Origin of the sequence: Paraburkholderia sp. CNPSo 3272 (genome assembly GCF_024206495.1) — a bacterium.
GTDB lineage: Bacteria > Pseudomonadota > Gammaproteobacteria > Burkholderiales > Burkholderiaceae > Paraburkholderia.
Genome location: NZ_JAMBPQ010000007.1, coordinates 42,674 through 69,264 on the forward strand (window position 1 = coordinate 42,674; position 26,591 = coordinate 69,264).

General features: G+C 65.7%; 28 protein-coding genes and 2 tRNA genes. 11 read left to right on the plus strand and 19 right to left on the minus strand.

Annotation, left to right across the window (positions count from 1 at the left end):
• Window positions 1–6 precede the first annotated feature (6 nt).
• Genes M3I53_RS11190 through M3I53_RS11200 form a run of 3 tightly spaced genes read left to right on the plus strand, consistent with a single transcriptional unit; the run spans window position 7 to window position 2,684 of the window.
• Window positions 7–1,176 (plus strand): ABC transporter ATP-binding protein, encoded by a 1,170-nt coding sequence (locus M3I53_RS11190; protein ID WP_254316008.1) that lies wholly within the window; start codon window positions 7–9, stop codon window positions 1,174–1,176.
• A 15-nt stretch (window positions 1,177–1,191) separates the two neighbouring features.
• Window positions 1,192–1,968: an ABC transporter ATP-binding protein gene (locus M3I53_RS11195; RefSeq protein WP_254316009.1), complete on the plus strand. Its 777-nt coding sequence runs from the start codon at window positions 1,192–1,194 to the stop codon at window positions 1,966–1,968.
• Window positions 1,968–2,684 carry an ABC transporter ATP-binding protein gene (locus M3I53_RS11200; protein WP_254316010.1) on the plus strand — a complete coding sequence of 239 codons (717 nt, stop codon included), beginning with the start codon at window positions 1,968–1,970 and terminating at the stop codon, window positions 2,682–2,684. Before M3I53_RS11195 ends, M3I53_RS11200 begins: the two co-directional genes overlap by 1 nt.
• A 95-nt stretch (window positions 2,685–2,779) precedes the next feature.
• On the opposite strand, the gene M3I53_RS11205 is transcribed toward M3I53_RS11200, so the two are convergent.
• The 3 genes from M3I53_RS11205 to M3I53_RS11215 all read right to left on the minus strand — a co-directional run bounded on the left by M3I53_RS11205 (window position 2,780) and on the right by M3I53_RS11215 (window position 5,817).
• The gene (locus M3I53_RS11205) at window positions 2,780–3,250 is read right to left on the minus strand and encodes a GNAT family acetyltransferase (protein ID WP_254316011.1); all 471 of its coding nucleotides are present in this window, start codon (window positions 3,248–3,250) and stop codon (window positions 2,780–2,782) included.
• A gap of 18 nt (window positions 3,251–3,268) precedes the next feature.
• The gene (locus tag M3I53_RS11210; RefSeq protein WP_254316012.1) at window positions 3,269–4,453 is read right to left on the minus strand and encodes an acetylornithine transaminase; all 1,185 of its coding nucleotides are present in this window, start codon (window positions 4,451–4,453) and stop codon (window positions 3,269–3,271) included.
• A gap of 332 nt (window positions 4,454–4,785) precedes the next feature.
• The gene (locus M3I53_RS11215) at window positions 4,786–5,817 is read right to left on the minus strand and encodes a CDP-6-deoxy-delta-3,4-glucoseen reductase (RefSeq protein WP_254316013.1); all 1,032 of its coding nucleotides are present in this window, start codon (window positions 5,815–5,817) and stop codon (window positions 4,786–4,788) included.
• 121 nt (window positions 5,818–5,938) lie between these two features.
• Here M3I53_RS11215 and M3I53_RS11220 point away from each other — a divergent pair, with 121 nt between their 5' ends.
• Window positions 5,939–7,021 (plus strand): NAD-dependent epimerase/dehydratase family protein, encoded by a 1,083-nt coding sequence (locus M3I53_RS11220; RefSeq protein ID WP_254316014.1) that lies wholly within the window; start codon window positions 5,939–5,941, stop codon window positions 7,019–7,021.
• Between the two features lie 34 nt (window positions 7,022–7,055).
• Here the strand turns inward: M3I53_RS11220 and M3I53_RS11225 are convergent, their stop codons facing one another.
• Both M3I53_RS11225 and M3I53_RS11230 read right to left on the minus strand, forming a co-directional pair.
• Window positions 7,056–7,244 carry a hypothetical protein gene (locus tag M3I53_RS11225; RefSeq protein WP_254316015.1) on the minus strand — a complete coding sequence of 63 codons (189 nt, stop codon included), beginning with the start codon at window positions 7,242–7,244 and terminating at the stop codon, window positions 7,056–7,058.
• A gap of 155 nt (window positions 7,245–7,399) precedes the next feature.
• A complete protein-coding gene (locus M3I53_RS11230) occupies window positions 7,400–8,107 on the minus strand; it encodes a pseudouridine synthase (RefSeq protein ID WP_254316016.1) in 708 nt (235 codons plus the stop codon).
• A gap of 254 nt (window positions 8,108–8,361) precedes the next feature.
• Between M3I53_RS11230 and poxB the strand changes: the two genes are divergently transcribed.
• Complete coding sequence (gene poxB / locus M3I53_RS11235) at window positions 8,362–10,080, plus strand: ubiquinone-dependent pyruvate dehydrogenase (protein WP_254316017.1); 1,719 nt, start codon at window positions 8,362–8,364, stop codon at window positions 10,078–10,080.
• Window positions 10,081–10,207: 127 nt separating this feature from the next.
• Here the strand turns inward: poxB and M3I53_RS11240 are convergent.
• Together M3I53_RS11240 and hemN are read right to left on the minus strand one after the other, a co-directional pair.
• Window positions 10,208–10,292, minus strand: a tRNA-Leu gene (locus M3I53_RS11240).
• Window positions 10,293–10,402: 110 nt separating this feature from the next.
• Window positions 10,403–11,788: an oxygen-independent coproporphyrinogen III oxidase gene (hemN, locus tag M3I53_RS11245; protein WP_254316018.1), complete on the minus strand. Its 1,386-nt coding sequence runs from the start codon at window positions 11,786–11,788 to the stop codon at window positions 10,403–10,405.
• 222 nt (window positions 11,789–12,010) lie between these two features.
• Here hemN and M3I53_RS11250 point away from each other — a divergent pair, with 222 nt between their 5' ends.
• The 3 genes from M3I53_RS11250 to M3I53_RS11260 all read left to right on the plus strand — a co-directional run bounded on the left by M3I53_RS11250 (window position 12,011) and on the right by M3I53_RS11260 (window position 13,942).
• On the plus strand, window positions 12,011–12,328 hold the full coding sequence (locus tag M3I53_RS11250; protein WP_254316019.1) for a YkgJ family cysteine cluster protein: 318 nt from the start codon (window positions 12,011–12,013) through the stop codon (window positions 12,326–12,328).
• 80 nt (window positions 12,329–12,408) lie between these two features.
• The gene (locus tag M3I53_RS11255) at window positions 12,409–12,996 is read left to right on the plus strand and encodes a DUF1439 domain-containing protein (protein WP_375542499.1); all 588 of its coding nucleotides are present in this window, start codon (window positions 12,409–12,411) and stop codon (window positions 12,994–12,996) included.
• 91 nt (window positions 12,997–13,087) lie between these two features.
• Window positions 13,088–13,942, plus strand: coding sequence for an undecaprenyl-diphosphate phosphatase (locus M3I53_RS11260; protein ID WP_254316020.1), 855 nt, complete (start codon window positions 13,088–13,090; stop codon window positions 13,940–13,942).
• Between the two features lie 57 nt (window positions 13,943–13,999).
• Here the strand turns inward: M3I53_RS11260 and trmB are convergent, their stop codons facing one another.
• From trmB to M3I53_RS11285, 5 genes are all read right to left on the minus strand, one after another.
• Window positions 14,000–14,767, minus strand: coding sequence for a tRNA (guanosine(46)-N7)-methyltransferase TrmB (gene trmB, locus M3I53_RS11265; RefSeq protein WP_254316021.1), 768 nt, complete (start codon window positions 14,765–14,767; stop codon window positions 14,000–14,002).
• Between the two features lie 335 nt (window positions 14,768–15,102).
• The gene (locus tag M3I53_RS11270) at window positions 15,103–15,312 is read right to left on the minus strand and encodes a hypothetical protein (protein ID WP_254316022.1); all 210 of its coding nucleotides are present in this window, start codon (window positions 15,310–15,312) and stop codon (window positions 15,103–15,105) included.
• 259 nt (window positions 15,313–15,571) lie between these two features.
• Window positions 15,572–15,646, minus strand: a tRNA-Gly gene (locus M3I53_RS11275).
• Between the two features lie 96 nt (window positions 15,647–15,742).
• Window positions 15,743–16,306 (minus strand): YggT family protein, encoded by a 564-nt coding sequence (locus M3I53_RS11280; RefSeq protein WP_254316023.1) that lies wholly within the window; start codon window positions 16,304–16,306, stop codon window positions 15,743–15,745.
• A gap of 105 nt (window positions 16,307–16,411) precedes the next feature.
• Entirely contained in the window at window positions 16,412–16,732 is a 321-nt protein-coding gene (locus tag M3I53_RS11285) for an EthD family reductase (protein ID WP_254316024.1), read from the minus strand.
• A 600-nt stretch (window positions 16,733–17,332) separates the two neighbouring features.
• Here M3I53_RS11285 and M3I53_RS11290 point away from each other — a divergent pair.
• Entirely contained in the window at window positions 17,333–17,494 is a 162-nt protein-coding gene (locus tag M3I53_RS11290) for a hypothetical protein (RefSeq protein WP_254316025.1), read from the plus strand.
• Window positions 17,495–17,630: 136 nt separating this feature from the next.
• On the opposite strand, the gene M3I53_RS11295 is transcribed toward M3I53_RS11290, so the two are convergent.
• The gene (locus M3I53_RS11295; RefSeq protein ID WP_254316026.1) at window positions 17,631–17,933 is read right to left on the minus strand and encodes a hypothetical protein; all 303 of its coding nucleotides are present in this window, start codon (window positions 17,931–17,933) and stop codon (window positions 17,631–17,633) included.
• Here M3I53_RS11295 and M3I53_RS11300 point away from each other — a divergent pair.
• A complete protein-coding gene (locus tag M3I53_RS11300) occupies window positions 17,911–18,219 on the plus strand; it encodes a hypothetical protein (protein ID WP_069262732.1) in 309 nt (102 codons plus the stop codon). The two genes, M3I53_RS11295 and M3I53_RS11300, sit on opposite strands and share 23 nt — an antisense overlap.
• A gap of 180 nt (window positions 18,220–18,399) precedes the next feature.
• Here the strand turns inward: M3I53_RS11300 and M3I53_RS11305 are convergent, their stop codons facing one another.
• From M3I53_RS11305 to M3I53_RS11315, 3 genes are all read right to left on the minus strand, one after another.
• Window positions 18,400–19,074: a LysE family translocator gene (locus M3I53_RS11305; protein ID WP_254316027.1), complete on the minus strand. Its 675-nt coding sequence runs from the start codon at window positions 19,072–19,074 to the stop codon at window positions 18,400–18,402.
• A gap of 82 nt (window positions 19,075–19,156) precedes the next feature.
• Entirely contained in the window at window positions 19,157–20,623 is a 1,467-nt protein-coding gene (locus M3I53_RS11310; protein WP_375542506.1) for an NAD-dependent succinate-semialdehyde dehydrogenase, read from the minus strand.
• A gap of 170 nt (window positions 20,624–20,793) precedes the next feature.
• Window positions 20,794–22,371, minus strand: a complete 1,578-nt coding sequence (locus M3I53_RS11315) for a UbiD family decarboxylase (RefSeq protein WP_254316029.1) — start codon at window positions 22,369–22,371, stop codon at window positions 20,794–20,796.
• Window positions 22,372–23,024: 653 nt separating this feature from the next.
• Here M3I53_RS11315 and M3I53_RS11320 point away from each other — a divergent pair.
• Entirely contained in the window at window positions 23,025–24,248 is a 1,224-nt protein-coding gene (locus tag M3I53_RS11320; RefSeq protein WP_254316030.1) for a transglycosylase SLT domain-containing protein, read from the plus strand.
• 76 nt (window positions 24,249–24,324) lie between these two features.
• Here M3I53_RS11320 and M3I53_RS11325 read toward each other — a convergent pair whose 3' ends face one another.
• From M3I53_RS11325 to ribH, 3 genes are all read right to left on the minus strand, one after another.
• Window positions 24,325–25,518, minus strand: a complete 1,194-nt coding sequence (locus M3I53_RS11325; RefSeq protein ID WP_254316031.1) for a pyridoxal phosphate-dependent aminotransferase — start codon at window positions 25,516–25,518, stop codon at window positions 24,325–24,327.
• Window positions 25,519–25,602: 84 nt separating this feature from the next.
• Entirely contained in the window at window positions 25,603–26,037 is a 435-nt protein-coding gene (gene nusB / locus M3I53_RS11330; protein WP_042260852.1) for a transcription antitermination factor NusB, read from the minus strand.
• Window positions 26,034–26,549, minus strand: a complete 516-nt coding sequence (gene ribH / locus M3I53_RS11335) for a 6,7-dimethyl-8-ribityllumazine synthase (RefSeq protein ID WP_254316032.1) — start codon at window positions 26,547–26,549, stop codon at window positions 26,034–26,036. The genes nusB and ribH overlap by 4 nt, the downstream gene beginning before the upstream one ends.
• Between the last annotated feature and the right edge of the window lie 42 nt (window positions 26,550–26,591).

Sequence of the window (26,591 nt, forward strand, 5' to 3'; positions counted from 1 at the left end):
CACAACATGACTTCAATTCAACCGATCGAGCCGTCGACGACGCTCATCCCCGAAAGGAACATGACGAAGACCCTCACGGTCGGCATCGTGACGGCCATCGTCGTGGCAGCGCTGCCGTTCGTGGTGGGCGCCGCGGGCGGCAACTACTGGGTGCGCGTGCTCGACTTCGCGATGCTCTACGTGATGCTCGCGCTGGGCCTGAACGTGGTGGTGGGCTTCGCCGGCCTGCTGGACCTGGGCTATATCGCGTTCTACGCGGTGGGCGCCTACGTCGCTGCGCTGCTGACTTCGCCGCATCTGACCACGCAGTTCACGTGGATCGCCAACATGTTCCCGGGCGGCATGCATACGCCGTACTGGATCGTGATTCCGTGCGCCATGGCGCTCGCCGCGCTGTTCGGCGTGCTGCTCGGTGCGCCGACGCTGCGCCTGCGCGGCGACTACCTCGCTATCGTGACGCTGGGCTTCGGGGAAATCGTTCGTATCTTCATGAACAACCTCGACCGTCCGGTGAACATCACCAACGGGCCGCAGGGCATTACCGGCGTCGCGCCACTGCAGGTGTTCGGCTTCAATCTCGCGCAGCCGCACGAGATCCTCGGCTTCACGTTCACGTCGGTCTACATGTACTACTACGTGTTCGTGATCTGCGCGCTGCTCGTGATCTGGGTGTGTACGCGTCTGCAGCATTCGCGCATCGGCCGTGCATGGGCCGCAATCCGCGAAGACGAAATTGCCGCCAAGGCGATGGGCATCAATACCCGCAACGTCAAGCTGCTCGCGTTCGCAATGGGCGCGTCGTTCGGCGGCCTGTCGGGCGCGATGTTCGGTGCGTTCCAGGGCTTCGTGTCGCCGGAATCGTTCACCTTCTGGGAGTCGGTCGTCGTGCTCGCCTGCGTGGTGCTGGGCGGCATGGGCCACATCCCCGGCGTGATTCTCGGCGCCGTGCTGCTCGCCATTTTCCCCGAGTTCCTGCGCTCGACGATGGGTCCGCTCCAGCACATGCTGTTCGGCCACGAAGTCGTCGATACGGAAGTCATTCGCCAGTTGCTCTACGGCCTCGCCATGGTCGTCATCATGCTGTATCGCTCGGAAGGCCTGTGGCCGGCGGCGAAGCATGAAGACAAGATCGCGAAGATCGCCAGGCGCGCCAGCAAGAAGCCGGTTCGCGCATAACGGGGAGAACAGAATATGAGCAACAAAGCTATCCGCCTGTCCGTGAAGGGCGTGAACAAGCGCTTCGGCGGCCTGCAGGCGCTGTCCGACGTCGGCCTGCAGATCGAGGAAGGCACGATCTACGGCCTGATCGGCCCGAACGGCGCCGGCAAGACGACGTTCTTCAACGTGATCACCGGTCTCTACACGCCTGACTCGGGCGAATTCAAGCTCGACGGCACGGCCTATACGCCGACCGCCGTGTATCAGGTGGCGCAGGCCGGCATTGCGCGTACCTTCCAGAACATTCGTCTGTTCGGCGGCATGACCGCGCTCGAGAACGTGATGGTCGGCCGCCACGTGCGCACGAAGCACGGCCTGATCGGCGCGGTGCTGCAAACGCCGGCGGAGCGCAAGGAAGAGCGCGAGATCAAGGAACGCGCGATCGAGCTGCTCGAATACGTGGGCATCGCGCAATACGCCGACTACACCTCGCGCAATCTCTCGTACGGCCACCAGCGCCGTCTGGAAATCGCGCGTGCGCTCGCGACCGATCCGAAGCTGCTCGCGCTCGACGAGCCGGCAGCCGGCATGAACGCGACCGAGAAGGTCGAACTCACGCGCCTGCTCGACAAGATCCGCGCCGATGGCAAGACCATCCTGCTGATCGAGCACGACGTGAAACTGGTGATGGGCCTGTGCAACCGGATGACAGTGCTCGACTATGGCAAGGTGATCTCCGAAGGGCTGCCGCAAGACGTGCAGAAGGACCCGAAGGTGATCGAGGCGTATCTGGGTGCGGGGGTTCACTGATGTCGACATCGGTTCTGAAAATCAAGGGTCTGCAGGTCAACTACGGCGGGATCCAGGCAGTCAAGGGCGTGGACATGGAAGTACGCTCTGGCGAACTCGTCACGCTGATCGGCGCGAACGGCGCGGGCAAGACCACGACGATGAAGGCGATCACGGGTCTGAAGCCGTACTCGGCTGGCGACATCGAGTACATGGGCCAGTCGATCAAGGGCGTGCCCGCGTATGAACTGCTCAAGCGCGGCCTCGCGATGGTGCCGGAAGGCCGGGGCATCTTCGCGCGCATGTCGATCCTCGAAAACATGCAGATGGGTGCCTATCTGCGCAGCGACAACGAAGGCATCCAGAAGGACGTCGAGCGCATGTTCGGCTTCTTCCCGCGCCTGAAGGAACGCGCCACGCAGCTCGCGGGCACGCTCTCGGGCGGCGAGCAGCAGATGCTGGCCATGGCGCGCGCGATCATCAGCAAGCCGAAGCTTTTGCTGCTCGACGAGCCTTCGATGGGTCTCTCGCCGATCATGGTGGAGAAGATCTTCGAAGTGGTGCGCACGATCTCGTCGGAAGGCATCACGGTGCTGCTCGTGGAGCAGAACGCACGTCTCGCGCTGCAGGCGGCGAACCGCGGCTACGTGATGGACTCGGGCCTCGTGACGATGGAAGGCGAGGCCAGGCAGATGCTCGACGATCCGAAAGTGCGGGCCGCGTATCTGGGCGAGTAAGCAGCACTGCATTGCGGTCCTCGCGGCCGCAGCAAAACAAAAGCCGCATGGGTGCGACCCCATGCGGCTTTTTTCATGGCGTCGACCGGCCGGCCTCAGACGAGCGCTGCGGACTCCTGCGCGACGAGCCGCTTGCCGAGGCTCACCACGGCATCGGCGCGATAGCCGAGCCGCTCGTAGAACGCGAGCACCTCGGCCTTGTCGGTGAGCACCTGAAGGTTGAGCTTGAGGCACCCCAGCGCGGCAAGCGCGCTTTCTGCATGGCGCACGAGCCGCGTGCCGAGGCCGTGGCGCCGCGCATCGGGCGCGACGGCGACCGAGTAGAGCCAGCCGCGATGCCCGTCGTAACCGGCCATAGCCGTGCCGACGAGCGCGCCGTCGACGTCGCCGCCGTCGCGAACCGCGACGAAGAAAAGCTCCGGCTGCGTTCCGAGCTTGTTCGCGATCGACAAACGCGGATTGCGATGCGGCCGGCTCGCGTCGTTGTACTCGGGAAACGCCTGCAGCCAGAGCGCGATCACCGCTTCGGTATCGGCTTCGCTGAACACGCGGATCGTGACGGACATCGCTCGTGCTCCTCCCGATTACAGCGAGTCGAGGATCGTGCGCAGCATCGCCATCATCTGGTCGATTTCTTGCGTCGTCACGTTCAGCGCCGGCATGAAGCGCAGCAGGTTCGGGCGCGCGGCGTTGAGCAGCAGACCGTCCGGCTGCATGAGGCGCGCCTTCTCGACGATCTCCGGCCCGATGTCCTTGCCGAGCAGCAGCGCGCGCAGCAAGCCTTCGCCACGCTCGCCCTGGAAGCCGCGTTCGGCCGAAAGCTCGAGCAGCTTTTCGCGCAGATACTCGCCGCGGGCCCGGACGCCTTCGAGGAAGCCGGGCGCGACCAGTTGCGAGATCACCGAATAGCCCACGGCGGTCATCAGCGGGTTGCCGTTGTACGTGCCGCCCTGGTCGCCCGCTTCGAACACGGCGATTTCCTTCTTCGCAAGCAGCGCGGCGAGCGGCACGCCGCCGCCAATGCCCTTGCCGAGCGTCATGATGTCCGGCTCGATGCCCGAGAGTTCGTAGGCGAAAAGGGTGCCCGCACGGCCGCAGCCGCTCTGCACTTCGTCGACGATCAGCAGGATGCCGTGCTTCTTCGTGAGCGCACGCAGTTGCTGCATGAATTCGCGCGTGGCGGGAATCACGCCGCCTTCGCCCTGGATCGGCTCGAGCATCACGGCGACGGTCTTCGCGTTGATGAGTTTCTCGACCGAGGCGATGTCGTTCAGGTCCGCCTTCGGGAAGCCCGGCACTTGCGGTGCGTAGATCGTGTCCCAGCCCGGCTTGCCGCTCGCCGACATCGTCGCGATCGTGCGGCCGTGGAAGCTGTGGTCGAACGTGATGATCTCGTAGGCGCCGTCACGATGCTTCTTGCCCCACTTGCGCGCGAGCTTGATCGCGCCTTCGTTGGCTTCGGCGCCGCTGTTGGCGAAGAACACCTTGTCGAAGCAGCTGTGCTCGGTGAGCAGGCCCGCGAGCTTCGCCATCGGCTCGTTGTAGAAGGCCGGCGACGGGTTGATTAGCAGGCGCGACTGCTTTTCCAGCGCCTCGATCATGCCGTCGTTGCAGTGGCCGAGGCTGTTGACGGCCCAGCCCTGGATGAAATCCAGGTATCGCTTGCCCTCGTTGTCGTAGAGCCACGACCCTTTGCCATGCGTGAAAACGATTTCGGGCCGGTTGGTGATGTACATCAGCGACTCGATCGGGTATTCGGAATAATTCATGGCAACGGGCTCCGCGTTGGGGCTGCACAAGGGTTGAAGAAGATACGGCGGAAAAACAAAAAGCCACGGACTGGCCGTGGCTTTCGTGATTCGAACTTGCTGTGCGTTGAGAAGTACAACGCGCGTCCGCGAGTAGCCAGGCCCTAAAGATGGGGCGAGCGGCGACGTCGAAGGGCGGACAGGATGCAGTTCATGGGCGCAAGAATACGACAAGCCGATTGGCGATGTAAACCGTCAATGTGCCGAATTTTTCCAGGCGGCCGAAGAATTTTTCGTGACGGCTGCCCGGCGGCTCGATGCATTGCACACGCAACGACCCGCTCGGGCGAGCTTCAGACCGCGTTCGCGAGGTCGGCGGCGCTCGTGAACGAGTCCGCGTAGAACTCGTCTTCGGGCAGGCCGTGGTGGTGCGTGAAGTCACGCTGCGCGGACTCCACCATCACCGGCGCCCCGCACGCATAGACCTGGTGGCCCGAAAGATCGGGCAGATCCTCGATCACGGCGCGGTGCACGAAGCCCGTGCGGCCGGTCCAGTTGTCGCCGGCGGCGGGCTCGGAGAGCACCGGCACGAAGCGGAAGTTCGGGATCTCCTTCGCCCATTGCTCGGCGAGTTCCATCAGGTACAGGTCCTTCTTCTGGCGCGCGCCCCAGTAGAGCGTCATCGGGCGGTTCAGGTTCTTGTGGACCGCATGCTCGACGATCGCCTTGAGCGGCGCGAAGCCGGTGCCGGAGGCGAGCAGCACGATGGGCTTATCGGAATCCTCGCGCAGGAAGAAGGTGCCGAGCGGGGCTTCGAAGCGCAGGATGTCGCGCTCCTTCATCTGCGAGAAGACGTGGTCGGTGAACTTGCCGCCCGGCATGTGGCGGATGTGCAGCTCGATAGGGCCTTCCTCGTGCGGCGCGCTCGCCATGGAGTAGCTGCGGCGCGTGCCGTCCTTGAGGATGAATTCGAGGTACTGGCCGGCCAGATACTGCAGGCGCTCGTTGGCGGGCAGTTGCAGCCTGAGGACGACGACGTCGTCGGCGCGGCGCTCGATGGCGGCGATGCGGGTAGGCAGCTTGCGCACCTGCACGTCGCCCACGCCCGCCACTTCACGGATATCGATTTCGAGGTCGGTTTGCGCCGTCGCACAGCAGAGGAGGGCCATGCCGCGCGTTCTTTCGTCATTGGAAAGCGCCGAAGCCGCGTGGGCGCGCTGCTCGACTTCGCCGCCGCAGACCGTGCCCTTGCACGAGCCGCACGCGCCGTTCTTGCAGCCATACGGCAGGCCGACGCCCTGGCGCAGGGCCGCGTTGAGAATGGGTTCGTCGGGCTCGACCTGGAACTGCCGGCCGCTTTGCTTGAGCGTTACGTTGAAAGCCATATTCAGGGAAGCGTAAGTCTGTATCCGAGGGTTGATTCCGGGCGCGGGTCCCTTTGGGTAAGGTGCCGCGTTTTCTTGCCGGCCTTCGCCGCGAGGCCCGGGCCGCTAAAATGGTTCCACCATGATTGCTACACGAACCTTGCGCCGTGCGCGCATCCTGATTGTCGGTTGCGGCGACGTCGGCCTGCGTAGCCTCGCGCAGTTGCGCGAGCGGCCAGACCGCGCGCGCGTGTTCGCGCTCGCGCGCCATGCCGAACGCGCAGACGCGGTGCGGGCCGCGGGTGCAACGCCGGTGCGCGGCGACCTTGATTCGCGCACGAGTCTGGCGCGCATCGCGGGCCTGGCGGGCACCGTCCTGCACCTCGCGCCGCCGCAAAAATCCGGCGATGACGACCTGCGCACGCGCCGCCTGATCGCAGCGCTCGCGGCGCGGCGCCGCGCGGTGTCGCGGCCTGCGCTCGCGGGCGCCGCGCCGCGTGCCTTGCGGCCCCCATTGCATTGCCTCGTGGACCGCATTCGCCGCAGCGCTGCATGCCATGCCGCAGCCTTTGGAGCATCCGTCATTGTACCCGAGCGCATCCGGCGGTTTTCGCACGCCCGGCCGAGGCGCCTCGAACGCCCGCGCCTCGTCTACGCAAGCACGACGGGGGTGTACGGGGATTGCGGCGGCGCGCGCATCGACGAAACACGCACGGTGCAGCCCGCCAACGCCCGCGCCATTCGCCGGGTATCGGCCGAGCGGCAACTGCGCCGCGCCACGGCGCGCGGCGCGTTCAGCGCCACGATCGCGCGCATTCCGGGCATTTACGCTGCGAACCGCCTCCCGCTCGCGCGGCTCGAGAAGCGCACGCCGGCGCTCATAACGAGCGACGACGTCTACACGAGCCACATCCACGCAGACGACCTCGCGGCGATTCTGCTGCGCCTGGCGACACACGGCCGCCCGGGGCGCACGATCCACGCCACGGACGACAGCGAACTGAAGATGGGCGAGTATTTCGACCGCGTGGCCGATGCCTTCGGCCTCGCGCGCGCGCCGCGCGTGAGCCGCGCCGAGGCGGAGCGTGAGCTCGAGCCCGTCTTGCTGTCGTTCATGCGGGAGTCGAGACGGCTCGCCAATACGCGCCTTAAGCGCGAACTGCGCGTGCGTTTGCGTTATCCCGACGTAGATGCCTTCTTGCGCACGCTGCCGCCGCACCCGTGACTCCGGGCGGGCGGCGCGGCGCAAAGCGTGCCGTTCACGTGATGGCCGGCAGCGCTTCGAGCAGGAGGAAGCACAATAGCGCTCCGATGAGCGCCCCGATGAGGTTCGGATGGTACCGATGTCGCATATGCATCAACGCGAGCAGGCCCCCAATCAGAACCGCCCCTAGCGCCATGAAGGCCATCAACACGAATGAGATTTCGAATGAGCCGTTGATGTTCATGATGCCCCTCCTTGCAACTTGTAATCGTTCTTGAGACGAGTATAGGGCGGAAGCCCGACAAGGACATGCTGCGGCGCGGCGAAAACGCTGCCGGTTTGCAAGCATCGGTGCGTCAACGCACTGCGCGGCGGGCGCTCGCGCCGCCCGGTGGTGGTTTACCCCTTGTTGCGCAACGCGTCGAGCGCGGCGGCGTCGAGCCATTGCCAGGCGCCCGGCGCCAGACCGGCGGGCAGCGAAAAGCCGCCGATGCACTCGCGGTGGAGCGCCTCGACGCGGTTGCCGGCCGCGGCCACCATCCGCTTGACCTGATGATATTTGCCCTCGAGCACGGTCAGCTCCAGCTCGTGATCCGCACGTGCGTTGGCTGCGACGGCGGCGCTCGGCTCGCGCTCGCCGTGCAGCAGCACGCCTGCACGCAGCGCATCGAGCTGGGTCTCGTCGAGCGGATGACGCGTGCTCGCCACGTAGACCTTCGGCACCTTGCGTTTTGGCGACGTGAAGGCGTGGACGAACTGGCCATCGTCGGAAAGCAGCAGCAGGCCGGTCGTATCCTGATCGAGGCGGCCGACGCACTGCACGTTGCGCTGCGCGAACTGCGGCGGCAGCAGATGAAACACGCTCAGGTGATGCTGCGGATCGCGCGAGCATTCATAGCCCGCGGGTTTGTTGAGGGCAATGTAGGCGCGCTCGTGAAACGGCCACGGCGTGCCGTCCACGCTGAAGAGGAGGCCGGCCGTGTCGAACGTCGCGAGCGGATCGCTGCACGGCTCGCCCGCGACGGCGACCCGCGCGTCGGCGATGAGCGCGCGGCATTGGCGGCGTGAGCCGAAACCCTGAGTGAAGAGGATGCTTTCGAGATTCATGACGGACGGCTGACAGCGTAGAGCCGGCTATTTTATCCGTGGCGACGTGGTCCGCGGCGCCGTGGCCGCCGCCTGTCCGCTTCGCACGGCTTGACCGCGTATTTCGGGCGGATGGCGTAACGTAGCGCAGGGTATTGGCAGTCCGGAGCCGTTGCAGGACCCGGACGCCTGAATACTTGCCCCCTAATTTTCTTCTCGCGCAGCGCCGGGCCTCGGAGCGCGCGCTGCGCCATTCGGCTCTCGTGGAGAACACCATGGCGAAGACAATAGCGGATCATCTGGCGAAAACGCTCGAGGCAGTCGGCGTCGAGCGCATCTGGGGCGTGACCGGCGACAGCCTGAACGGGTTGTCGGCGAGCCTGCGCAAGCTCGGAACGATCCGCTGGATGCACACGCGGCACGAGGAAGTCGCCGCCTTCGCGGCGGGCGCAGAAGCGGCGGCGACCGGCCGGCTCGCCGTGTGCGCGGGCAGTTGCGGGCCCGGCAACCTGCATCTCATCAACGGTCTTTACGACTGCCATCGCAACCGCTCGCCGGTGCTGGCGATCGCGGCGCACATTCCGTCGACGGAAATCGGCCTCGGCTATTTCCAGGAGACGCACCCGACCGAACTCTTCCGCGAGTGCAGCCATTACGTGGAGCTGGTGACGAACGCCTCGCAGTTCCCGCGCGTGCTAGACACCGCGCTGCGCACCGCGATCGACCAGAAGGGCGTCGCCGTGATCGTGCTGCCCGGCGACGTGGCGCTTCTGGACGCGTCCGACGAGGAGCCGGCATGGGCCTATGCGGCGCGTCCGGCGACCTTGCCTTCGTCGGCGGATATCGACCGGCTCGCCGAGCTGCTCAATCGCTCCGAGGCCGTGACGCTGCTGTGCGGCAGCGGCTGCAAGGGCTCGCACGACGAAGTGGTGGCCTTCGCGGACACGCTCGGCGCGCCGACGGTGCATGCGCTGCGCGGCAAGCAGTACGTCGAATGGGATAACCCATACGACGTGGGCATGACCGGGCTGATCGGCTTCAGCTCGGGCTACCACGCGATGATGTCGTGCGACACGCTCGTCATGCTCGGCACCGATTTCCCGTATCGCAACTTCTATCCGCAGCACGCGAATATCGTGCAGATCGACCGCGACGCGGCCGCGCTCGGCAAACGTGCGCCGCTCACGCTCGGGCTCATCGGCGACGTACGCGAGACGTTGCGCGCGCTCGCGCCGAAGCTCACGCGCAAGACCGACCGCCGCTTCATCGAGCATGCGCGCGAGCACTACGCGAACGCGCGCAAGGGACTCGACGAACTCGCGCGCCCGGCAGCCGCCGGCAAGCCGCTGCATCCGCAGTATGTGGTCGCGCGTCTGGACGCGCTCGCCGAAGACGATGCGATCTTCGCGGTCGACGTTGGCACGCCCACGCTCTGGGCCGCGCGCTACCTGACGATGAACGGCCGGCGCCGCCTGCACGGCTCGTTCAACCACGGCTCGATGGCGAACGCCATGCCGCAGGCGCTCGGCGCGCAGGCAGCGCACGCCGGGCGCCAGGTGGTTTCGCTCTCCGGCGACGGCGGCCTTTCGATGCTGCTCGGCGACATTCTCACGGCGCGTCAGCTCGATCTGCCAATCAAGATCGTTGTCCTGAATAATAGTTCGCTCGGTTTCGTCGCCATGGAGATGAAGGCGGGCGGCTACGTGGAGACGGGCACCGATCTGGCGGCCACCAACTTCGCGGATATCGCGCAAGGCGCGGGCCTTTTCAGCGTGCGCGTTGAGACGTCGGAAGCGCTTGATGAGGCGTTGCGCGCGGCGTTCTCTCACGCGGGGCCGGCGCTCGTCGACGTGGTGACGACGAAGCACGAACTGGCCATGCCGCCGAAGCTGCAGTGGGCGCAGGCGAAAGGGTTCAGCCTCTACATGCTGCGTGCGGTGCTGAGCGGACGCGGAGACGAAGTGGTGGAGCTGGCGCAGACGAATTTGCGCTGAGGTTCGTGCGGCAAGCCTGCGTCAGTCAATGATCGAGACCTAGGTGCTGTCCTGGCAACAAAAAACCCGCGAAGCGTCGAGCTTTCGCGGGTTTCAGGATTCCGGCGGCCATTGCCGGAAAGCATTCTGGTGCCTCGGGCCGGAATCGAACCGGCACTCCTTTCGGAACCGGATTTTGAGTCCGGCGCGTCTACCAATTTCACCACCGAGGCGTGTGTTTTTGCGAGTTTCCCGCACTCGAGCAAACTTGCAAGCGCTCGACGTAGCCGGTGATTATGACGCAAATCGCCCGCCTAGGCAACTACGCGGCGCCCGCAAGCCGTCAAATCGTCCGCGAGAACCGCTCGGGCTGCTGCGCGCCAAAGTAGCGGTCAAACACCATCGCAATATTGCGCACCAGCATGCGTCCAGCGGGCAGCACCTCGAGGCGGTCGGCGCTGCGCGCAACGAGCCCGTCGCGTTCGAACTCGCGCAGCCGATCGAGTTCGGCCGCGAAGGTCGCCGGCAAACGAATGCCGTAGGCGGCCTCTAACTCGTCGTAACGCAGTTCGAGATTGCACATAAGTTCCGTGATGATGTCGCGGCGCAGACGGTCATCGGCGGTGAGGCGCACGCCTTTCGTAGTGGCGAGCTTGCCAGCGCCGATGGCCGCACCGTAGCCGATCAGATCCTTCGCGTTCTGCGCGTACACGTCGCCGACCTTGCCGATCGCCGAGGCGCCGAAGCCAATCAGGTCGCAGTCGGCGCGCGTGCTGTAGCCCTGGAAATTGCGGTGCAGCGTGCGCTGCGCCTGGGCGCGCGCGAGTTCGTCGGTGGGCAGTGCGAAATGGTCCATGCCGATGTAGACGTAGCCCGCCTCGGTGAGCTGCTCGATCACGAGCCTCAGCAGCGCCATGCGCTCGGCGGGCGTGGGCAAGGTGGCTTCGTCCATCTGGCGTTGCATCTTGAACAGATGCGGCATATGCGCGTAACCGAACACCGAAATGCGGTCGGGCGCGAGCAGCAACATCGTTTCGAGCGTGCGGCTGAAGGTTTTGACGTTCTGGTACGGCAAGCCGTAGATCAGATCGACGCTGATCGATTCGAAGCCGTTCGTGCGCGCGGCGTTCATGACGTCGACGGTCAGCTCGAGCGGCTGGATGCGGTTGACCGCCTTTTGTACGACCGGATCGAAGTCCTGAACACCCAGGCTCAGCCGGTTGAAGCCCAGCGAACGCAGATGCGCAATGGTGTGCGCCGTGGCTTCGCGCGGGTCGATCTCGATCGAGTACTCGCCGGCGTCGTCGGGCTGCAGCGCGAAGTGTTCGCGCGTGGCAGCCATGAGCGTGCTCATTTCGTCCAGCGAGAGAAAAGTGGGCGTGCCGCCGCCCCAATGCAGCTGCGAAACGGGGCGCTTCGTGTCGAAGAGCGCGGCCTGCAACTCCACTTCGCGGATCATCTGCGCGAGATACGGTTTCGCGCGGCCGCGGTTCCTCGTGATGACCTTGTTGCAGCCGCAATAGAAACAGACGGTGTCGCAGAACGGGATGTGGAAGTACAGCGAGAGATCGGTTTCGCTCGCGCCCGGATCGGCCGCCGCGCGCCGGTAGTCGGCGGGATCGAAGTCGTCGCGGAACTGCAGGGCGGTGGGGTAGGACGTGTAGCGCGGACCGTTGGCGCCATATTTGGCAAGCAGGTCGGGGCGAAAGAGCAGGTCGGCGTCGCTCATGCAAAGCTCACTGGGAAGGGCGGCGCACGGGTGGGCAGCGTCCAGCGCTGCCGAACGCCGCGCACAGGTGGCCTGTCCCTTGTCCTACAGCGCCAGATGGACAAAGTGTACGAGCGCGTAGGAGGAACCGATTGTGTAAAAAGGTCGCAGACAAGCGATGGCACAATGCCGTCTGGTCCGTCGACTCGCGGACGCGATTTGTCAGAGTTCCAGGAAGCCGAATTGAGTACCGTTTTTCCCGCCGATGCCACAGGGCACGCCTGCCGTCCCGGTTGCGGAGCGTGCTGCATCGCGCCGTCCATTACGAGCCCCATTCCGGGCATGCCTGAAGGCAAGCCGGCCGGCGTGCGTTGTGTTCAACTCGGCGAGGACCTGCGCTGCATGATCTTCGGCTCGCCGCTGCGGCCGGCGTGCTGCTCGGGGCTGCAGCCGCAGCCCGAGATGTGCGGCGAGTCGCGCGAGGAGGCGATTGCCTGGCTCACGCGTCTCGAGGCGCAAACCCAGCCGCAAACCCTGCCACAAGCGCCAGCCGCGCGCTGAAGCCGGCGCAAACTGCGTCGGCCAGCCGCCATGCGCCAGAATGACGGCGCGCCAGTCCCGGCTCAACAAGGAGATTTCGCATGGCCCACACCGCAACGCGCGTTTCCCGGCGCGCCTTCCTGTTCACAGCCTGCGCTGCGGCGGGTACGGCGATGTCGCTCGGCGCGTGTGCGACGGGGATTTTCCCGTTCATTCCCGATCACTACACGTTTTCGCAGCAACAGGTGCAGGACGCGGTGCAGCGCAAGTTTCCCTATCACCGCTCGATGCAGCAGATTTTCGACGTCTCGCTCACGAACCCGGTCGTGACGCTGAAGCCCGATCGCAACCGCGTGGCCGTGCGGCTCGACGCGCACCTCGAAAGCCCGTTGATGCAGCAGCCCGTGAGCGGCGCGTTCACGGTGTCGAGCGAGCTCGCCTACGACAGCGCGAACCGCGCCGTGGTGCTGCGCTCGCCTTCGGTCGATGGCGTCGACATGGCGGGCAATGCCGCCGCCTACGCGCCGCAGGTGAGTGCGGTCGCCGCGCTCGTCGCCACCCAGCTGCTCAACAATTACCCCGTCTATACGTTCAAGCCCGACCAGCTCCAATTTGCCGGCGTCAATTACGAACCCGGTACAATCACCATCCTTACAAACGGCATACGCGTGCAGATCGTCGAGAAGTAAGCCGACGAGACGCCGTCCGGCGCACGCGGCCGTCGTCGGTCGCGTGGCGCGCCGTGTGCCGTCCCGACGCTCAAAGAAGAGGGATAAAGGGATGGACTGGATTTTGACCTGCAAGGCCTTGATTCTCGGCATCGTCGAAGGGCTGACGGAGTTTCTGCCCGTGTCGAGTACGGGGCATCTGATCGTCGTGGGCAGCTTGCTCAATTTCGAGGGCGCGTATGCCAAGACTTTCTACGTGGTGATCCAGTTTGGCGCGATTCTCGCCGTGTGCTGGGAGTTCCGGCGCAAGATCGGCGAAGTGGTCGTAGGGTTGCCCTCGCGGCCCGATGCGCGGCGCTTCACGCTCAACGTGATCGTCGCCACCATTCCAGCCGTCGTGCTGGGTCTGATGTTCGAGAAGACGATCAAGTCGGTGCTCTTCGCGCCGGTGCCGGTCGCGTTCGCGCTGGTGGGCGGCGGCCTCGTCATCCTGTGGGTCGAGAATCGCCTGCGCGGCCCGAAGGGGCTGCCGGTCGCTGAGCAGCGCGCCGCGCGCGTGAATTCGATTGACGAGGTCACGCCGCTCGACGCCTTCAAGGTGGGCTGCGCGCAGTGCTTCGCGCTGATTCCGGGCATGTCGCGTTCGGGCTCGACCATCATCGGCGCGATGCTGTTTGGCCTCGAGCGGCGCGTCGCGACCGAGTTCTCGTTCTTCCTTGCGATCCCCGTGATCTTCGGCGCGACCGTTTATGAGCTGTACAAGAGCTGGCACGAGCTTTCCGTTGACTGGCTCGGGCTCTTCGGCATTGGCTTCGTCGCCGCGTTCGTCAGCGCCTTCGCGTGTGTGCGCTGGCTGCTGCGCTTCGTGGCATCGCACGATTTCACCGCCTTCGCCTGGTACCGGATCGCGTTTGGTCTCGTGATCCTGCTGTTCGGCTATGGCGGCGGGCTAGGCTGGGACGACTAAAAACGCAACGGGCGCCGTGTGACATCACGGCGCCCGTTTTCTTTACGGTTCGCGGTTTCAGTCCGCGCGGCGTCGGAACACGAGATCCCACACACCGTGACCGAGGCGCAGGCCGCGGCGCTCGAACTTCGTCACCGGGCGGTAGTCGGGGCGCGGCGCGTAGCCGGCGGCCGTATTCTCGAGCGCAGGCTCCGCGCTGAGCACTTCGAGCATCTGCTCGGCGTAGTTCTGCCAGTCGGTCGCGCAGTGCAGGTACGCGCCCGGTTTCATGCGCGAGACGAGATGCGCGACGAACTTCGGCTGAATCAGGCGGCGCTTGTGATGGCGCGCTTTGTGCCACGGATCGGGGAAGAAAATGTGGACGCCGTCGAGGCTCCCCGGCGCGATCATGTGCTCGAGCACTTCCACGGCGTCGTGCTGAATGATGCGGATGTTTTCCAGATTCTGTTCGCCAATCAGCTTGAGCAGTGCGCCAACGCCAGGCTCGTGGACCTCGACGCCGAGGAAGTCGTCCTCACGGCGCAAGGCGGCGATTTCTGCCGTGCTCGCGCCCATCCCGAAACCGATCTCCAGGATGCGCGGGGCGTGCCGTTCAAACACGGCGTCCCAGTCGGCGGCTTCGGCCGCGTACGGCACGACGAAGCGCGGGCCGAGCTCGTCGAGCGCGCGGCGCTGGCCGGTCGAGACGCGGCCAGCGCGGGTCACGAAGCTGCGGATGCGGCGGTGGTGCAGCGCGTCGCTGTGCGCGTTCGTTTCGGAGGCGGCGTCTTGTGCGTCGGACTGCGTGGAGTCAGGACGGGCGTCGTCGTTGGGATCGTGATTCATCTTCGCGGGTGGGTGTGCAAGCGGCGGATGTCGCGGCTGTCGATAATGGGGGCGGGCTGCGCCTTCGGCTCGGTGCGAGGCATGTCGGGCCATTCGTGGCGACCCAGTGCCGGGGGCGACGCAGGCCGGTATGGCGGGACGCCTCGTGGGCCGTTTTCGCGTTCGCCCTAACCGGCGACGGCGTTGAGCCCGGCAGGCGGGCGCGGCGCGCTCGAAGCCCAGCGGCTCCGAAGCCGTCGCGCATTATATCAGCGCGCTTGCACGGCTCCGGCAGCGGCTGGGCCGGCGCGGCGTGCCTACAGCGCCTCAACGTCGTCCGCGCATCGATCGACATCTCAGTCGGCTGAAACGACGACCCGCATGCGCGTGGGTTCGCTCAACTCGAACGCGTTCACACGTCCGGCGCGCACGTCGAATAGCAGGCGTGTGAGGTCGCCGGCCGCGCCGCGCAGGCGCTCGGCTTCGGCGGCCGGGCGTTCGTCGGCATCGGCGAGAAGGGCTTGGCGCGAGCGCGCGATCAGCCTGATCGCGCTCGGTCGGGACATGAAAAATTGATCCATCGGGGACTGGTGCGCCACGGGCGCGCAGCGAGTCGTTATGCGGCAGTCGAGCGAATTACGGGTCGGCGGACCAGCTCGCGGCGCGTGCGGGAAGGACCCGAGGAGCGCCAGAGTGCATTGTGCAACGGAGGAATTCAGGTCGTGCCCGGCATGTGCCGGTCGGGCGGGCTTGGCGTCCCAGGGGTGTCCTGGCAGGCGCGCTGTTTGAAAGCCCAAGCCTCGAAGAGAGGTCGGCAAGCCGACGTGGAGCGGGCGATGGGAATCGAACCCACGTCATCAGCTTGGGAAGCTGAGGTAATGGCCATTATACGACGCCCGCAGAGCGCGCTATTTTACGCGTTTTTGGCCTTCTTGCGCAATGACGCGGCGCGCCGGGCGCGCCGCCAGATGGATCACGCCGTCTGCCGATGCGTCATCAAATCCCGAACAGCGTGAGCGAAACCGCCGCGCGCGTGACCACCATCAGCAGCACCTGCACGATTACGAAGAGCAAAATCGGCGAGAGATCGAGGCCGCCCAGGTTCGGCAGAATGCGGCGCAGCGGGTTGAGGAACGGCGCCGTCAGCTGGAACAACACGGGCATCGCCGCCGAGCGCGGGTTGAGCCACGAGAGCAGCGCCATCAGGATCGTCAGCCAGATCAGCAGGTTGAGCGCCCATTTCACGAGCGTGAGCACGGCGACGATCAGAAGCGTCGGCAAAAGACCCAGTGGGTCCACGCCCGCGATCCATACCATCAGCAGCACGTAGGCAATGGCCGCGATCAGCGCGCCGACCACGCTCGCCCAGTCGATGCCGCGCACGCCGGGAATCACGTGCCGCAGCGGCAGCACCAGCCAGTTGGTGACCTGCTGGATCGCGTGGGTCACGGGGTTGTACGGCGGCACACGCACGTACTGGAGCCAGGCGCGCAGCAGCAGGGCGGCGCCGAATAGCGTGAAGACCGTATTGAGCAGAAAGCGGGCGATATCGCCGAACATCGGTGTTGTTTCCTTCTTGTGTGGGTGGCGGCGCGCTTGGCGTGTGGCGGCCGATAAAAGGTCATGTCGGGGTTCCGCTCGCCCCGTTCAACCCTGCGGAGCACTTCAGACGGACACCTTGACCTCGCTGATCAGAATGGTGCCATTTCCGCCGTCGGTGTAGTTGGGAATGTCGTCGAGGAGTGTGTCGGCATGCGGCTGAAACACCGCGTAGAACGCATCGACCGTCTCGAACAGGAAGTGTCCGGCCGCGACGTACGGCGGGGGCGTGCCCGGCGGCCCGGCGTTGATGCCGATGTCGACCGACCAGCCCTTGAGCGACTCGCCAAAGAGCTTCGCCGCGAGCGGCATGTGGTGCGTGCAGTAGTACCCGGTGTCGAAACGCCCGTTCGCGCGAGACGGATAGAGGATGCTGACCTTGATCATTGTGCGTGCTCGTCGGTGTATCCCATGGGCGCGCGCGGTGCCTGCGTTGCGATGCGCGCGCCGTCGCCACATTACCACGGCTCACGCCTTGCCAGTATCCGCGAGCGAAACCGCCGCGAAGGCCTGGCGCGCGGCGGGGCCGCGGCTTTGGCGTGCAAGCCGCGCAAAATGGTTGCGCTCACGGCAGGCTTTTCGGCGAACGGCTACAGTGATTCTGACAGACCGCGCCAGAAGGCGCCTCAGGGCGCAAGTGTTGCGCCGGGGCCGCACGGGCGCACGATATGTTCGCTTTCGTACCGATCACGCGCCAATGGTGCGACTACAAATGACAGTGATGGGCACGACGTCGCGCCGGTAGCCCTGAGGCGGCACGATTCCTGCTGTTAGCTCGCGGCGCACTATGCGCAGCAACTCAAACCCAGCACGTGGAAGCCGCAACGAATAGTGCGGTATGCATATACGGCACTAGTGAGGCTATCTCACAACACTGCCATTTTTGTCCTGGAATCTGAGCACAATACTTCTCATCGTTTCGGTTTCGTTGTTGCAGTCGTGCAATTGGGTTTGTTCCTGTCGGTAGTCCGATTCGGGGAGTTCACCATGAGCATCTTCGCTTACCGAAAGCATTTACGGTTTCTCACGCCCTTTCAGCGCCGCCGCTGGTGGGATCAGAAGAAGCGTCTCACGCCGCGTGTGCGCATCAGCGGTGCGTATGTGCCACCGAGCGTCACGCGCGAATTCACCTATGTAAAGGTCGGATAGCGGAGAGTTTGCTCAGCCTGGCGGGCGGTTTGTGCGCCGCCGGTGGGTCGGAAGAGATGCCCGGTTCCAGGACCGGGCATCGTCGTTTACAGCCGCGCCGCGCCTGGCGGCCGCAGTCCGGCCGACCAATTTGTAATCAAACATTACCGGGTGATTGGCCTGCCGGCACCTTCGCGCCGGTAACAATGACAGCGCCCTGGTTTTTGTAACGAATCGCGGCGTGATCGGGCGCGCGTGTGGCGATTTTTCGCAGCGGCCGCGCCCATCGGGCTTGACACGCTATTAAGCGCCCCCAAAACAGGATTGCAATTCGAAACAAATGGCTACCAATAAGGGCCGCCGTTTTCGATACATTGATTGCGTGGGCAGTGCCCGTCATATGCGTGTCGCCGCTGGTGGCCGCCAGGAGAAGAGAAGTGAAAAAGACCGTATCGTTCATCGTTGCCGCCGCGCTGGGTGTGGGGTTCGTCAGCGCGGCCCAGGCGCACGTCTCGGTGGGTATCGGCATTGGCATTCCGGTGGCACCGGCGTATCCCGTCTATGCGGCGCCCGTCTACGCACCGCCGCCCCCGCCCGTAGTCTATGCGCCGCCGCCGGTGGTCTACGCACCGCCGCCCGCGGTCGTCGTAGGCGGCTACGGTGGCTATGGCTACTACGGCCGTCCGTACTGGCATCACGGCTACTATGGCCACGGTTACTACGGCCGCGGCTACTATCGTCATTGAGCGCGACGGGCGGCGCACGCGGCCCGGCAGCAGGTTTCACGAACGGCGCAACGCCGGCTCACGCCGCGTTGCGCCGTTTGTTTTGGGCGTTCGCTTTCGCGCCTTGCGCGGCGCGCCAAGTCGCTGCGCGCGGATCCGGATCTTGATGCGCGGCGAGGTACACGCTGCGCCCGACACCGCTTACGACGCGCCCGCGCCCTGCAGGATCAAATCGCGATAGCCGTGCACGGTCACGCTGTACGAGAAATAAGCGAACAGCAGCGCCGAAAGCACGTGGCAGGCGCGCAGCAGGGCGGTGCCGGCGCGTTTGCGGCCATGGCTGGCCAGTCCGCAAAGGAAAAAGGTCCAGCCGAGCCCGCCCGCAAAAAAGCCCAGCAGGAAGAGCGAGGCCGCCTTGGCGCTCGTCGCCCCCGACTTTGCGATGAGCGCGCCGCCGACTGCCGCAAACCAGAGAATCGCACTAGGCGACGAGAGCGCGAGCAACACGCCCCGCCCGAAGCTTCGCCACGGGTTGGGCAGCGGCGCGGCGTAGCCGGCTTCGCCTTCCACGGGCGGCGCCGATGCCGGATTGAGCGCTTCGCGCGCCATCTTCCACGTGAGCATGAGCAGCAGGGCGGAGCCGCCGATCCACACGATCCAGCGCACGGGCGAAAACTGCAGCAGCGCGGCCATGCCGGCAAGCGCGAGCGCGGCGTAGATGAGGTCGCCGAAACACGAGCCGAGCCCTAGCCAGAAGCCCGGGCGAAAGCCGTGCGTGAGCGTGAGCGAGATGATGGCGACGTTGACGAGACCGATGTCGAGGCAAAGCGAAAGCGACAGGAAAAAGCCGTCGGAAAGCAGGGATACGTGAGACATGAAAACGATTTTTTGTTGGTATGGACTGCATGCCGCACACGCCCGCCCGTGAGGAAGCGGGCGCAGGCGGCTCAAACGTGCTTCAAACGCCGATGCACAGATACTTCAATTCGACATATTCGTCGATGCCGTACTTCGAACCTTCGCGCCCGAGACCCGACTGCTTCACGCCGCCGAACGGCGCGACTTCGTTCGAGATGAGTCCGGTGTTCACGCCGACCATGCCGTACTCGAGCGCTTCCGCGACGCGCCAGACGCGGCCGATGTCGCGGCTGTAGAAGTACGAGGCGAGGCCGAATTCGGTGTCGTTGGCGAGGCCAATCACTTCGGCTTCGTCACTGAAGCGCAATACCGCCGCGACCGGACCGAAGGTTTCCTCGCGGGCGATCAGCATGTCGCGCGTAACGTCGGCGAGCACGGTGGGCTCGACGTAACGCCCCGAGCTGACCTTGCCGCCCGCCACGAGCCTCGCGCCCTGGGCGGTCGCATCGCTGATGTGCTGCTCGACCTTGGCGACGGCCGCGTCGTCGATCAACGGCCCCTGGCTTACACCGTCATCGAAACCGTTGCCTACCTTGATCTTGCGCGAGGCGGCGGCGAGCTTCTCGACGAAAGCTTCGTACACCCTGTCGTGCACATAGAAGCGGTTCGTGCAGACGCAGGTCTGGCCCGCGTTGCGATACTTCGAGATCATCGCGCCTTCCACGGCGGCGTCGAGGTCGGCGTCGTCGAACACGATGAAGGGGGCATGGCCGCCCAGTTCGAGGGCGAGTTTCTTGACCGTCGGCGCGCACTGCTGCATGAGGATGCGGCCCACCGACGTCGATCCCGTGAACGAGAGATGGCGCACGATGTCGCTCTCGCAGAGAGCTTTGCCAATTGCGATGGAGTTCGCGGAGTCGGCGGTGAGCACGTTGAACACGCCCTTGGGCACGCCCGCGCGCTGCGCCAGTTCGGCGAGCGCGAGTGCGCAAAGCGGCGTCTGCTCGGCGGGCTTCACGACGATCGTGCAGCCCGCGGCAATGGCCGGCGCGACCTTGCGTGTGATCATCGCGATCGGGAAATTCCAGGGAGTGATCGAGGCGCACACGCCGATCGGCTGCTTGAGCACGACGAGCTTGCGGTCGCTGGCCGGGCTCGCGAGCACGTCGCCGTTCACACGCTTGGCTTCTTCGGCGAACCACTCCAGGAAAGACGCGCCATAGATCACTTCGCCGCGCGCCTCGGCGAGCGGCTTGCCTTGCTCGGCGGTCATGATCGCGGCGAGATCGTCGGCGTGCTCGATCACGAGGTCGAACCAGCGCCGCAGGATGGCGGCGCGCTCCTTGCCTGTCTTCGCGCGCCACTCGGGCAGCGCGGCGTTCGCGGCGCCGATGGCGCGATGCGCCTCGTCGGCGCCGAAGTCGGGCACGCTCGCGATCTCTGCGTTGTCGGCGGGGTCGAGCACGGCGAACGTCGCCGCACCGCCGCTCCATTCGCCGTCGATGTACGCACGGGTCTTGAAGAGGGCGGGGTCGTTCAGTTGCGTCAGGCGCTCCGATGCGGGCATCATCCTCGAGTCTCCTTCAGGTTCACTGGCGCCGCGGCTCATGCCATGCACGAGGCGTGACGCGGTAAGCGCGGCGTCGCGAAAAGGCGTCGCGGATGAATCGGCCGGCGTTGGGCCTTGGGCCCGATGCCGGGTAACGCCGGGTTGCGCCGGTCGCGCAGCGCAGCGCGTCAGGTGCTGCTAAAGCCGAGCTCGTCGTACAGACGGTCGACGCGCGTCTTCACAGCGGCGTCCATCTCGATTGCGCGGCCCCATTCGCGATCCGTCTCGCCGGGCCACTTGTTGGTGGCGTCGAGCCCCATTTTCGAGCCGAGGCCGGCCACCGGCGAAGCGAAGTCGAGATAGTCGATCGGCGTGTTCTCGACGAGCACGGTATCGCGCGCCGGATCGATACGTGTGGTGATCGCCCAGATCACCTCCTTCCAGTCGCGAATGTCCACATCATCGTCGACCACGACAATGAACTTTGTATACATGAACTGGCGCAGGAAGCTCCATACTCCGAACATCACGCGTTTTGCGTGCCCGGGGTAGCTCTTCTTCATCTGCACGATCGCCATGCGGTAGCTGCACCCCTCGGGCGGCAGATAGAAGTCGGTGATCTCGGCAAACTGTTTCTGCAGGAGCGGCACGAACACTTCGTTGAGCGCCACGCCGAGCACCGCGGGCTCGTCGGGCGGCTTGCCTGTATATGTGGAATGGTAGATCGCATCGCGGCGCATGGTGATGCGCTCGACTGTGAACACGGGGAACCATTCCTGTTCGTTGTAGTAGCCCGTGTGGTCGCCGTAGGGGCCTTCGAGCGCGTGTTCGTACGCGGCGCTCGCGCCTTTGGCGGGGCGGGGCGGCGCGCCAGCGGGTGCCGGGCCGGTCTCGCCCGCCTGCGGGTAGATGAAGCCTTCGAGCACGATCTCGGCGCGCGCGGGCACCTGCAGCGTGTCGACGCCGGGCGTCAGGCACTTGGCGAGCTCGGTGCGGGCGCCGCGCAACAGGCCCGCGAACTGATATTCGGAGAGCGTGTCGGGCACCGGGGTGACGGCGCCGAGGATCGTCGCCGGGTCGGCGCCGAGCACGACCGCCACCGGATAAGGCTTGCCCGGGTTCTTCAGGGCGAACTCGCGGAAGTCGAGCGCGCCGCCGCGATGCGCGAGCCAGCGCATGATGAGCTTGTTGCGGCCAATCAGCTGCTGGCGGTAGATGCCGAGATTCTGGCGCGTCTTGTTGGGACCGCGTGTGACGGTCAGGCCCCAGGTGACGAGCGGGCCAGCGTCGCCAGGCCAGCAGGTCTGGATCGGCAGTCTGGCGAGATCGACGTCGTAGCCTTCCCAGACGATTTCCTGGCAAGGTGGCGCGCTCACGGACTTCGGCGCCATGTCCCAGACGGCCTTGGCGAGCGTGAGCAGCTTGCCCGCGTCCTTCAAGCCGCGCGGCGGCTCGGGCTCCTTGAGCGCCGAAAGCAGGCGCCCCACGTCGCGCAGCGACTCGAGCGCGGCGCCGTCGCCGCCGCTTTCGGGCGCGTCGATGCCCATGCCGAGCGCGACGCGCCGGGGCGTGCCGAACAGATTGCCGAGCACCGGGAACGCGTGCGTCGAACGGTTCTCAAAGAGCAGGGCCGGGCCGCCGGCGCGCAAGACGCGGTCGCACAGCTCGGTCATTTCCAGCACCGGGGAGACAGCTTGCGGGACGCGGCGCAATTCGCCGATCGTCTCCAGGCGACCAACGAAGTCGCGCAGGTCTTTGTATTTCATTGGGGGCCAGTTGGGCAACTCGGTGGGCAACCCTGCGGGCACGCTCGCGCGGCCAGTGCCGGCCGGATTGGGAGGCTGCGCAACGGTTGCAGGGCGGCTGCGGTCCGCGCCCGGCGATCGAAGCCGGACCGAAACGCGGCGTAACGATTGTCGATTTTACCTGTGTTGGCTGGCACACGCTGCTAGCCAATCGGCATAACAAGCCGCAGAGGCACTTGGCACGCGGTTTCCGGAGGATTGAACGGTGTTCATCATTACAATTAGTTATAGATTTGACATTCTATAGTATTGACGATCTATAACAGGCTGCTAGAATCCGTCCACATTGGTTGCAGGGTTTGAAATTTTTAACCACCTTCCCGGCCCTTCAGACGCAACGCGTCGCCGTTTTGCCGAACCCCTGCACGGCTTGCATACGGTAAAGATTGGTTGTCCACGTCAGCGCCACTTCGTGCTGGCTTTTCGCGTGAGAACTCCCGGCGCGCGCACATTGCGTGCCTGGTTGCCCCAAAGGAGTTCCACCCACGGCGAACTTGCCGTTTTCCCGACATCGCTGCCGCACCAGCCAGGGCGCGCGATGTCTTGATCCTGCGATTGGCCGTCTGCCTCGTGCCGACCCCTGCGCGGGATCATGCAACATGGGAGATCTGTAGATGAATACCTGGTTATCGTGGTGGCGCGCCGACGAGCGTGTAGCTCTTGGCCTGCGTGCGCTGCTGCGTCGTGGCACGCGTCTTAGCCATCACCTCTTCAGCATTGTTGGCGGTTGTGCCGTCGTGCTCGCGGTCGCCCTCTGGCTGCTGCCCACGTGGCGCGGCACGCTGGCCGCGCGCGTGATGCCCTTCGTCTCGGCGGCCGTGCAGGCCGGCCCGGCACGTCTGCTGCAAGGCAACCCGCTGCCCTCGTTTGCGCCTCCTGGCGTGACGAACAACGACGACAACGCCGACGGCGCGATGCTGCCTACCGCGCTCGCGCCCGATGCCGGCGCGCCCGGCCCTGCCGGCGCCGCGGGCATTTCGCCCGCTGGCTCCAACGGCACGGTCGCGAAGGTCGCGAGTTCGGTGTCGAACGGCGGCATCGCCACGCTCGATGCCGTCACGCTCAACGGCCTCGATCCGCGTGCGCTGCCGACCAGCGTCGGCTCGCTCGCGCGCATGATTCCGCCCCAGCGCGTCACGCCCGACGCCCGTGATGACCGCGTGCTCGTTTCGGCGCGTGAACAGGCGCTCGTCGCCACCTATCTGGCGCGCCGCTACCGGGTCGCGCAGGAGCCGGTCGGCGAACTCGTGAAAGCGGCGTTCGACACCGGCCGTGAAGTGGGGCTCGATCCTCTGCTGCTGCTCGCCGTGATGGCGATCGAATCGGGCTTCAACCCGTACGCCGAGAGTGGCGTGGGCGCGCAGGGCCTCATGCAGGTCATGTCGAAGGTGCACTCGGACAAGTTCCAGTACTTCGGCGGTCAGCGCGCGGCGCTCGATCCGCTCGCCAACATCAAGGTCGGCGCGCTGGTGCTCAAGGATTGCATCGCGCGCGGCGGTTCGCTGCCGGGCGGCCTGCGTCTGTACGTCGGTTCGACGTCGCCGGACGACGGCGGCTACGGCGCCAAGGTGATGGCCGAGCGGGGACGTCTGCGCGACGTCGCACGCGGGCGCAACGTGCCGATCAACGCGCCGCAGGCGCCCGTCACCACCACGGCCACCACGTCTGCGCCGCAGAAGGTGGCGAGCATCAACGGCGAGAAGCGCGTGCACGTGACGCTCGACAGCGCCCACGCGATCGTCGAGAAGTCGTCGGCCGCGAACAGCGGTTCGGCTCAGGACGACGCCAGTACCGGCACGACGGCCCAGAAGCACGCTTCGCCCGAATTGGGTGCCTGAGCCTCTGGCTGAAAGACGGGACCAAACGAAAAAGGCACCTTCGGGTGCCTTTTTCCATTTCTCGACCACCAGCGGTTCAGTGTCCGAAGAACGTATGCAGCCGTTCGACCGCTTCCTCCAGGCGCTCGTACGCCGTGGCATACGAGAGCCGCACGTACCGGTGCGGCGCGGCGACGCCGAAGTCCATGCCGGGCACCATTACCGTGCCTGCGTCGTGCAGCATCGCGCGGGTGAGCGCGTCGCTGTCGCCGGCGGCCGGGTGCGCGACGTTCGAGCAGTCGGCGTAGACGTAGAATGCGCCGTCGGGCATCACGGGCACCGTGAAGCCAAGCGACTCGAGCGCCGGCGCGATGAAGTCGCGTCGGCGCTTGAATTCGAGCCGGCGGCCTTCGTAGAGCTTCAGCGTGTCCGGCTCGAAGCACGCGAGCGCGGCATGCTGCGCGAGCGCCGACGCGCAGATGAACAGGTTCTGCGCGAGTTTTTCGAATGCGCCGACCAGCGAAGGCGGCACGACGAGCCAGCCCAGACGCCAGCCGGTCATGTTGAAGTACTTCGAGAAGCTGTTGACGGTCACCACGTCGTCGCCGAACGACAGTGCGGAGACGGGCGGCGTGTCGTACGAGAGGCCTTGATAGATCTCGTCGACGATCGTGAACCCGCCGCGCGCACGCACGCTGTGCACGATGCGTTTGAGTTCGTCGGGCTCGATAGAAGTGCCGGTGGGGTTCGACGGCGAGGCGAGCAGCACGCCGCGGGTGCGCGGCGACCACAGGCGCTCGACATCGGCGGCGGTGAGCTGGAAGCGCGCCTCCGGTCCGCTCGGCACGAGCACCGGCTTGCCTTCCGCGGCGGTCACGAAGTGGCGGTTGCACGGATAGCAGGGGTCGGGCATCAGCACTTCGTCGTCGCGATCGACGAGCGCGGTGCAGGCGAGCAGGAGCGCCGCCGAGGCGCCGGCCGTCACGACGATGCGCGCGGGGTCGACCGTAAGGCCGTACGCGTGCTGGTAGTGCGCGGCGATCGCCTCGCGCAGCGCGTGGATGCCGAGCGCGCTCGTGTATTGGGTGACGCCGCGGCGCAGCGCGGCGGCGGCCGCCTCGACGACGGGCTCGGGTGCCGTGAAGTCCGGCTCGCCGATACCCATGTGGATGATGTCGCGCCCAGCGCGCTCGAGCTTCGCGGCTTCCTTCGCCAGTTCCATGACGTAGAAAGGCTGGATCTCGTCGACGCGCGCGGCTAGCCGCAGCAGCGGTTCGGCAACGGTGTTCATGCGGGTCTTTCCAGTACTGACAGATCACGCGGCGCGCGGGGCCGGGCGCTCAGGCGCACCCGCTTGCCCCGGCGGCTCGCGTTCTTACGACTTGCGGGCGTTTTGCGCTTCGGTGGCGCGCAATTGCGCCGCGAGCTTGTCGAGCACGCCGTTCACGTACTTGTAGCCGTCCGAGCCGCCGAAGGTCTTCGTGAGCTCGACCGCCTCGTTGATCACGACGCGGTACGGAATGTCGACGTGATGCTTGAACTCGTAGGTCGCGACGAGCAGCACCGCGCGTTCGACAGGCGAAAGCTGCTCGATCGGACGGTCGAGACACGGCGTGATGGCGGCGGACAGTTCGTCCGACTCGCGGATGACGCCGTGCAGGATCGCGTCCAGATGCTCGTGATCGGCCTTGTCGTAGCCCTGCGAACCGCGCAGCTGCGCGTCGATCTCGCCGGCGGGCACACCCGACAGCAGCCACTGATACAACCCCTGCGTGGCCAGTTCGCGGGAGCGGCGGCGCGCGCTCTTCATTGCTGTTCCTCTTCGTCTTCCTCGTCTTCTTCGTCGTCGTCGCCGCCGTCGAGCTGCTCCAACGCCACCGTCAGGTTCGCCATTTCCACGGCGACACGCGCGGCGTCACGACCCTTCTCGGTCATGCGGGCCACGGCCTGCTCGTCGTTCTCGGTGGTGAGCACGGCGTTCGCAACGGGCACGTTGAAGTCGAGCGAGACGCGCGAGATGCCCGCGCCGCTTTCGTTCGAGACGAGCTCGAAGTGGTAGGTCTCGCCGCGCACGACCGCGCCGAGCGCGATCAGGGCGTCGAACTGACCGCTTTCGGCGAGCTTTTGCAGCGCCAGCGGGATTTCGAGTGCGCCCGGCACGGTGACGAGCAGCACGTCCTCGCCCGTTACGCCGAGGCGTTCGAGTTCTTCGATGCAGGCGTCGGCGAGGCCGTTGCAGACCGGTTCGTTAAAGCGCGACTGGACGATGCCGATGCGCAGTCCGTCGCCGTCGAGGTTCGGTTGGTATTGTCCGATTTCCATGTGGTGTCCGTAAGTTCGGTTGAGCGTGGTGACGCGTGAAAA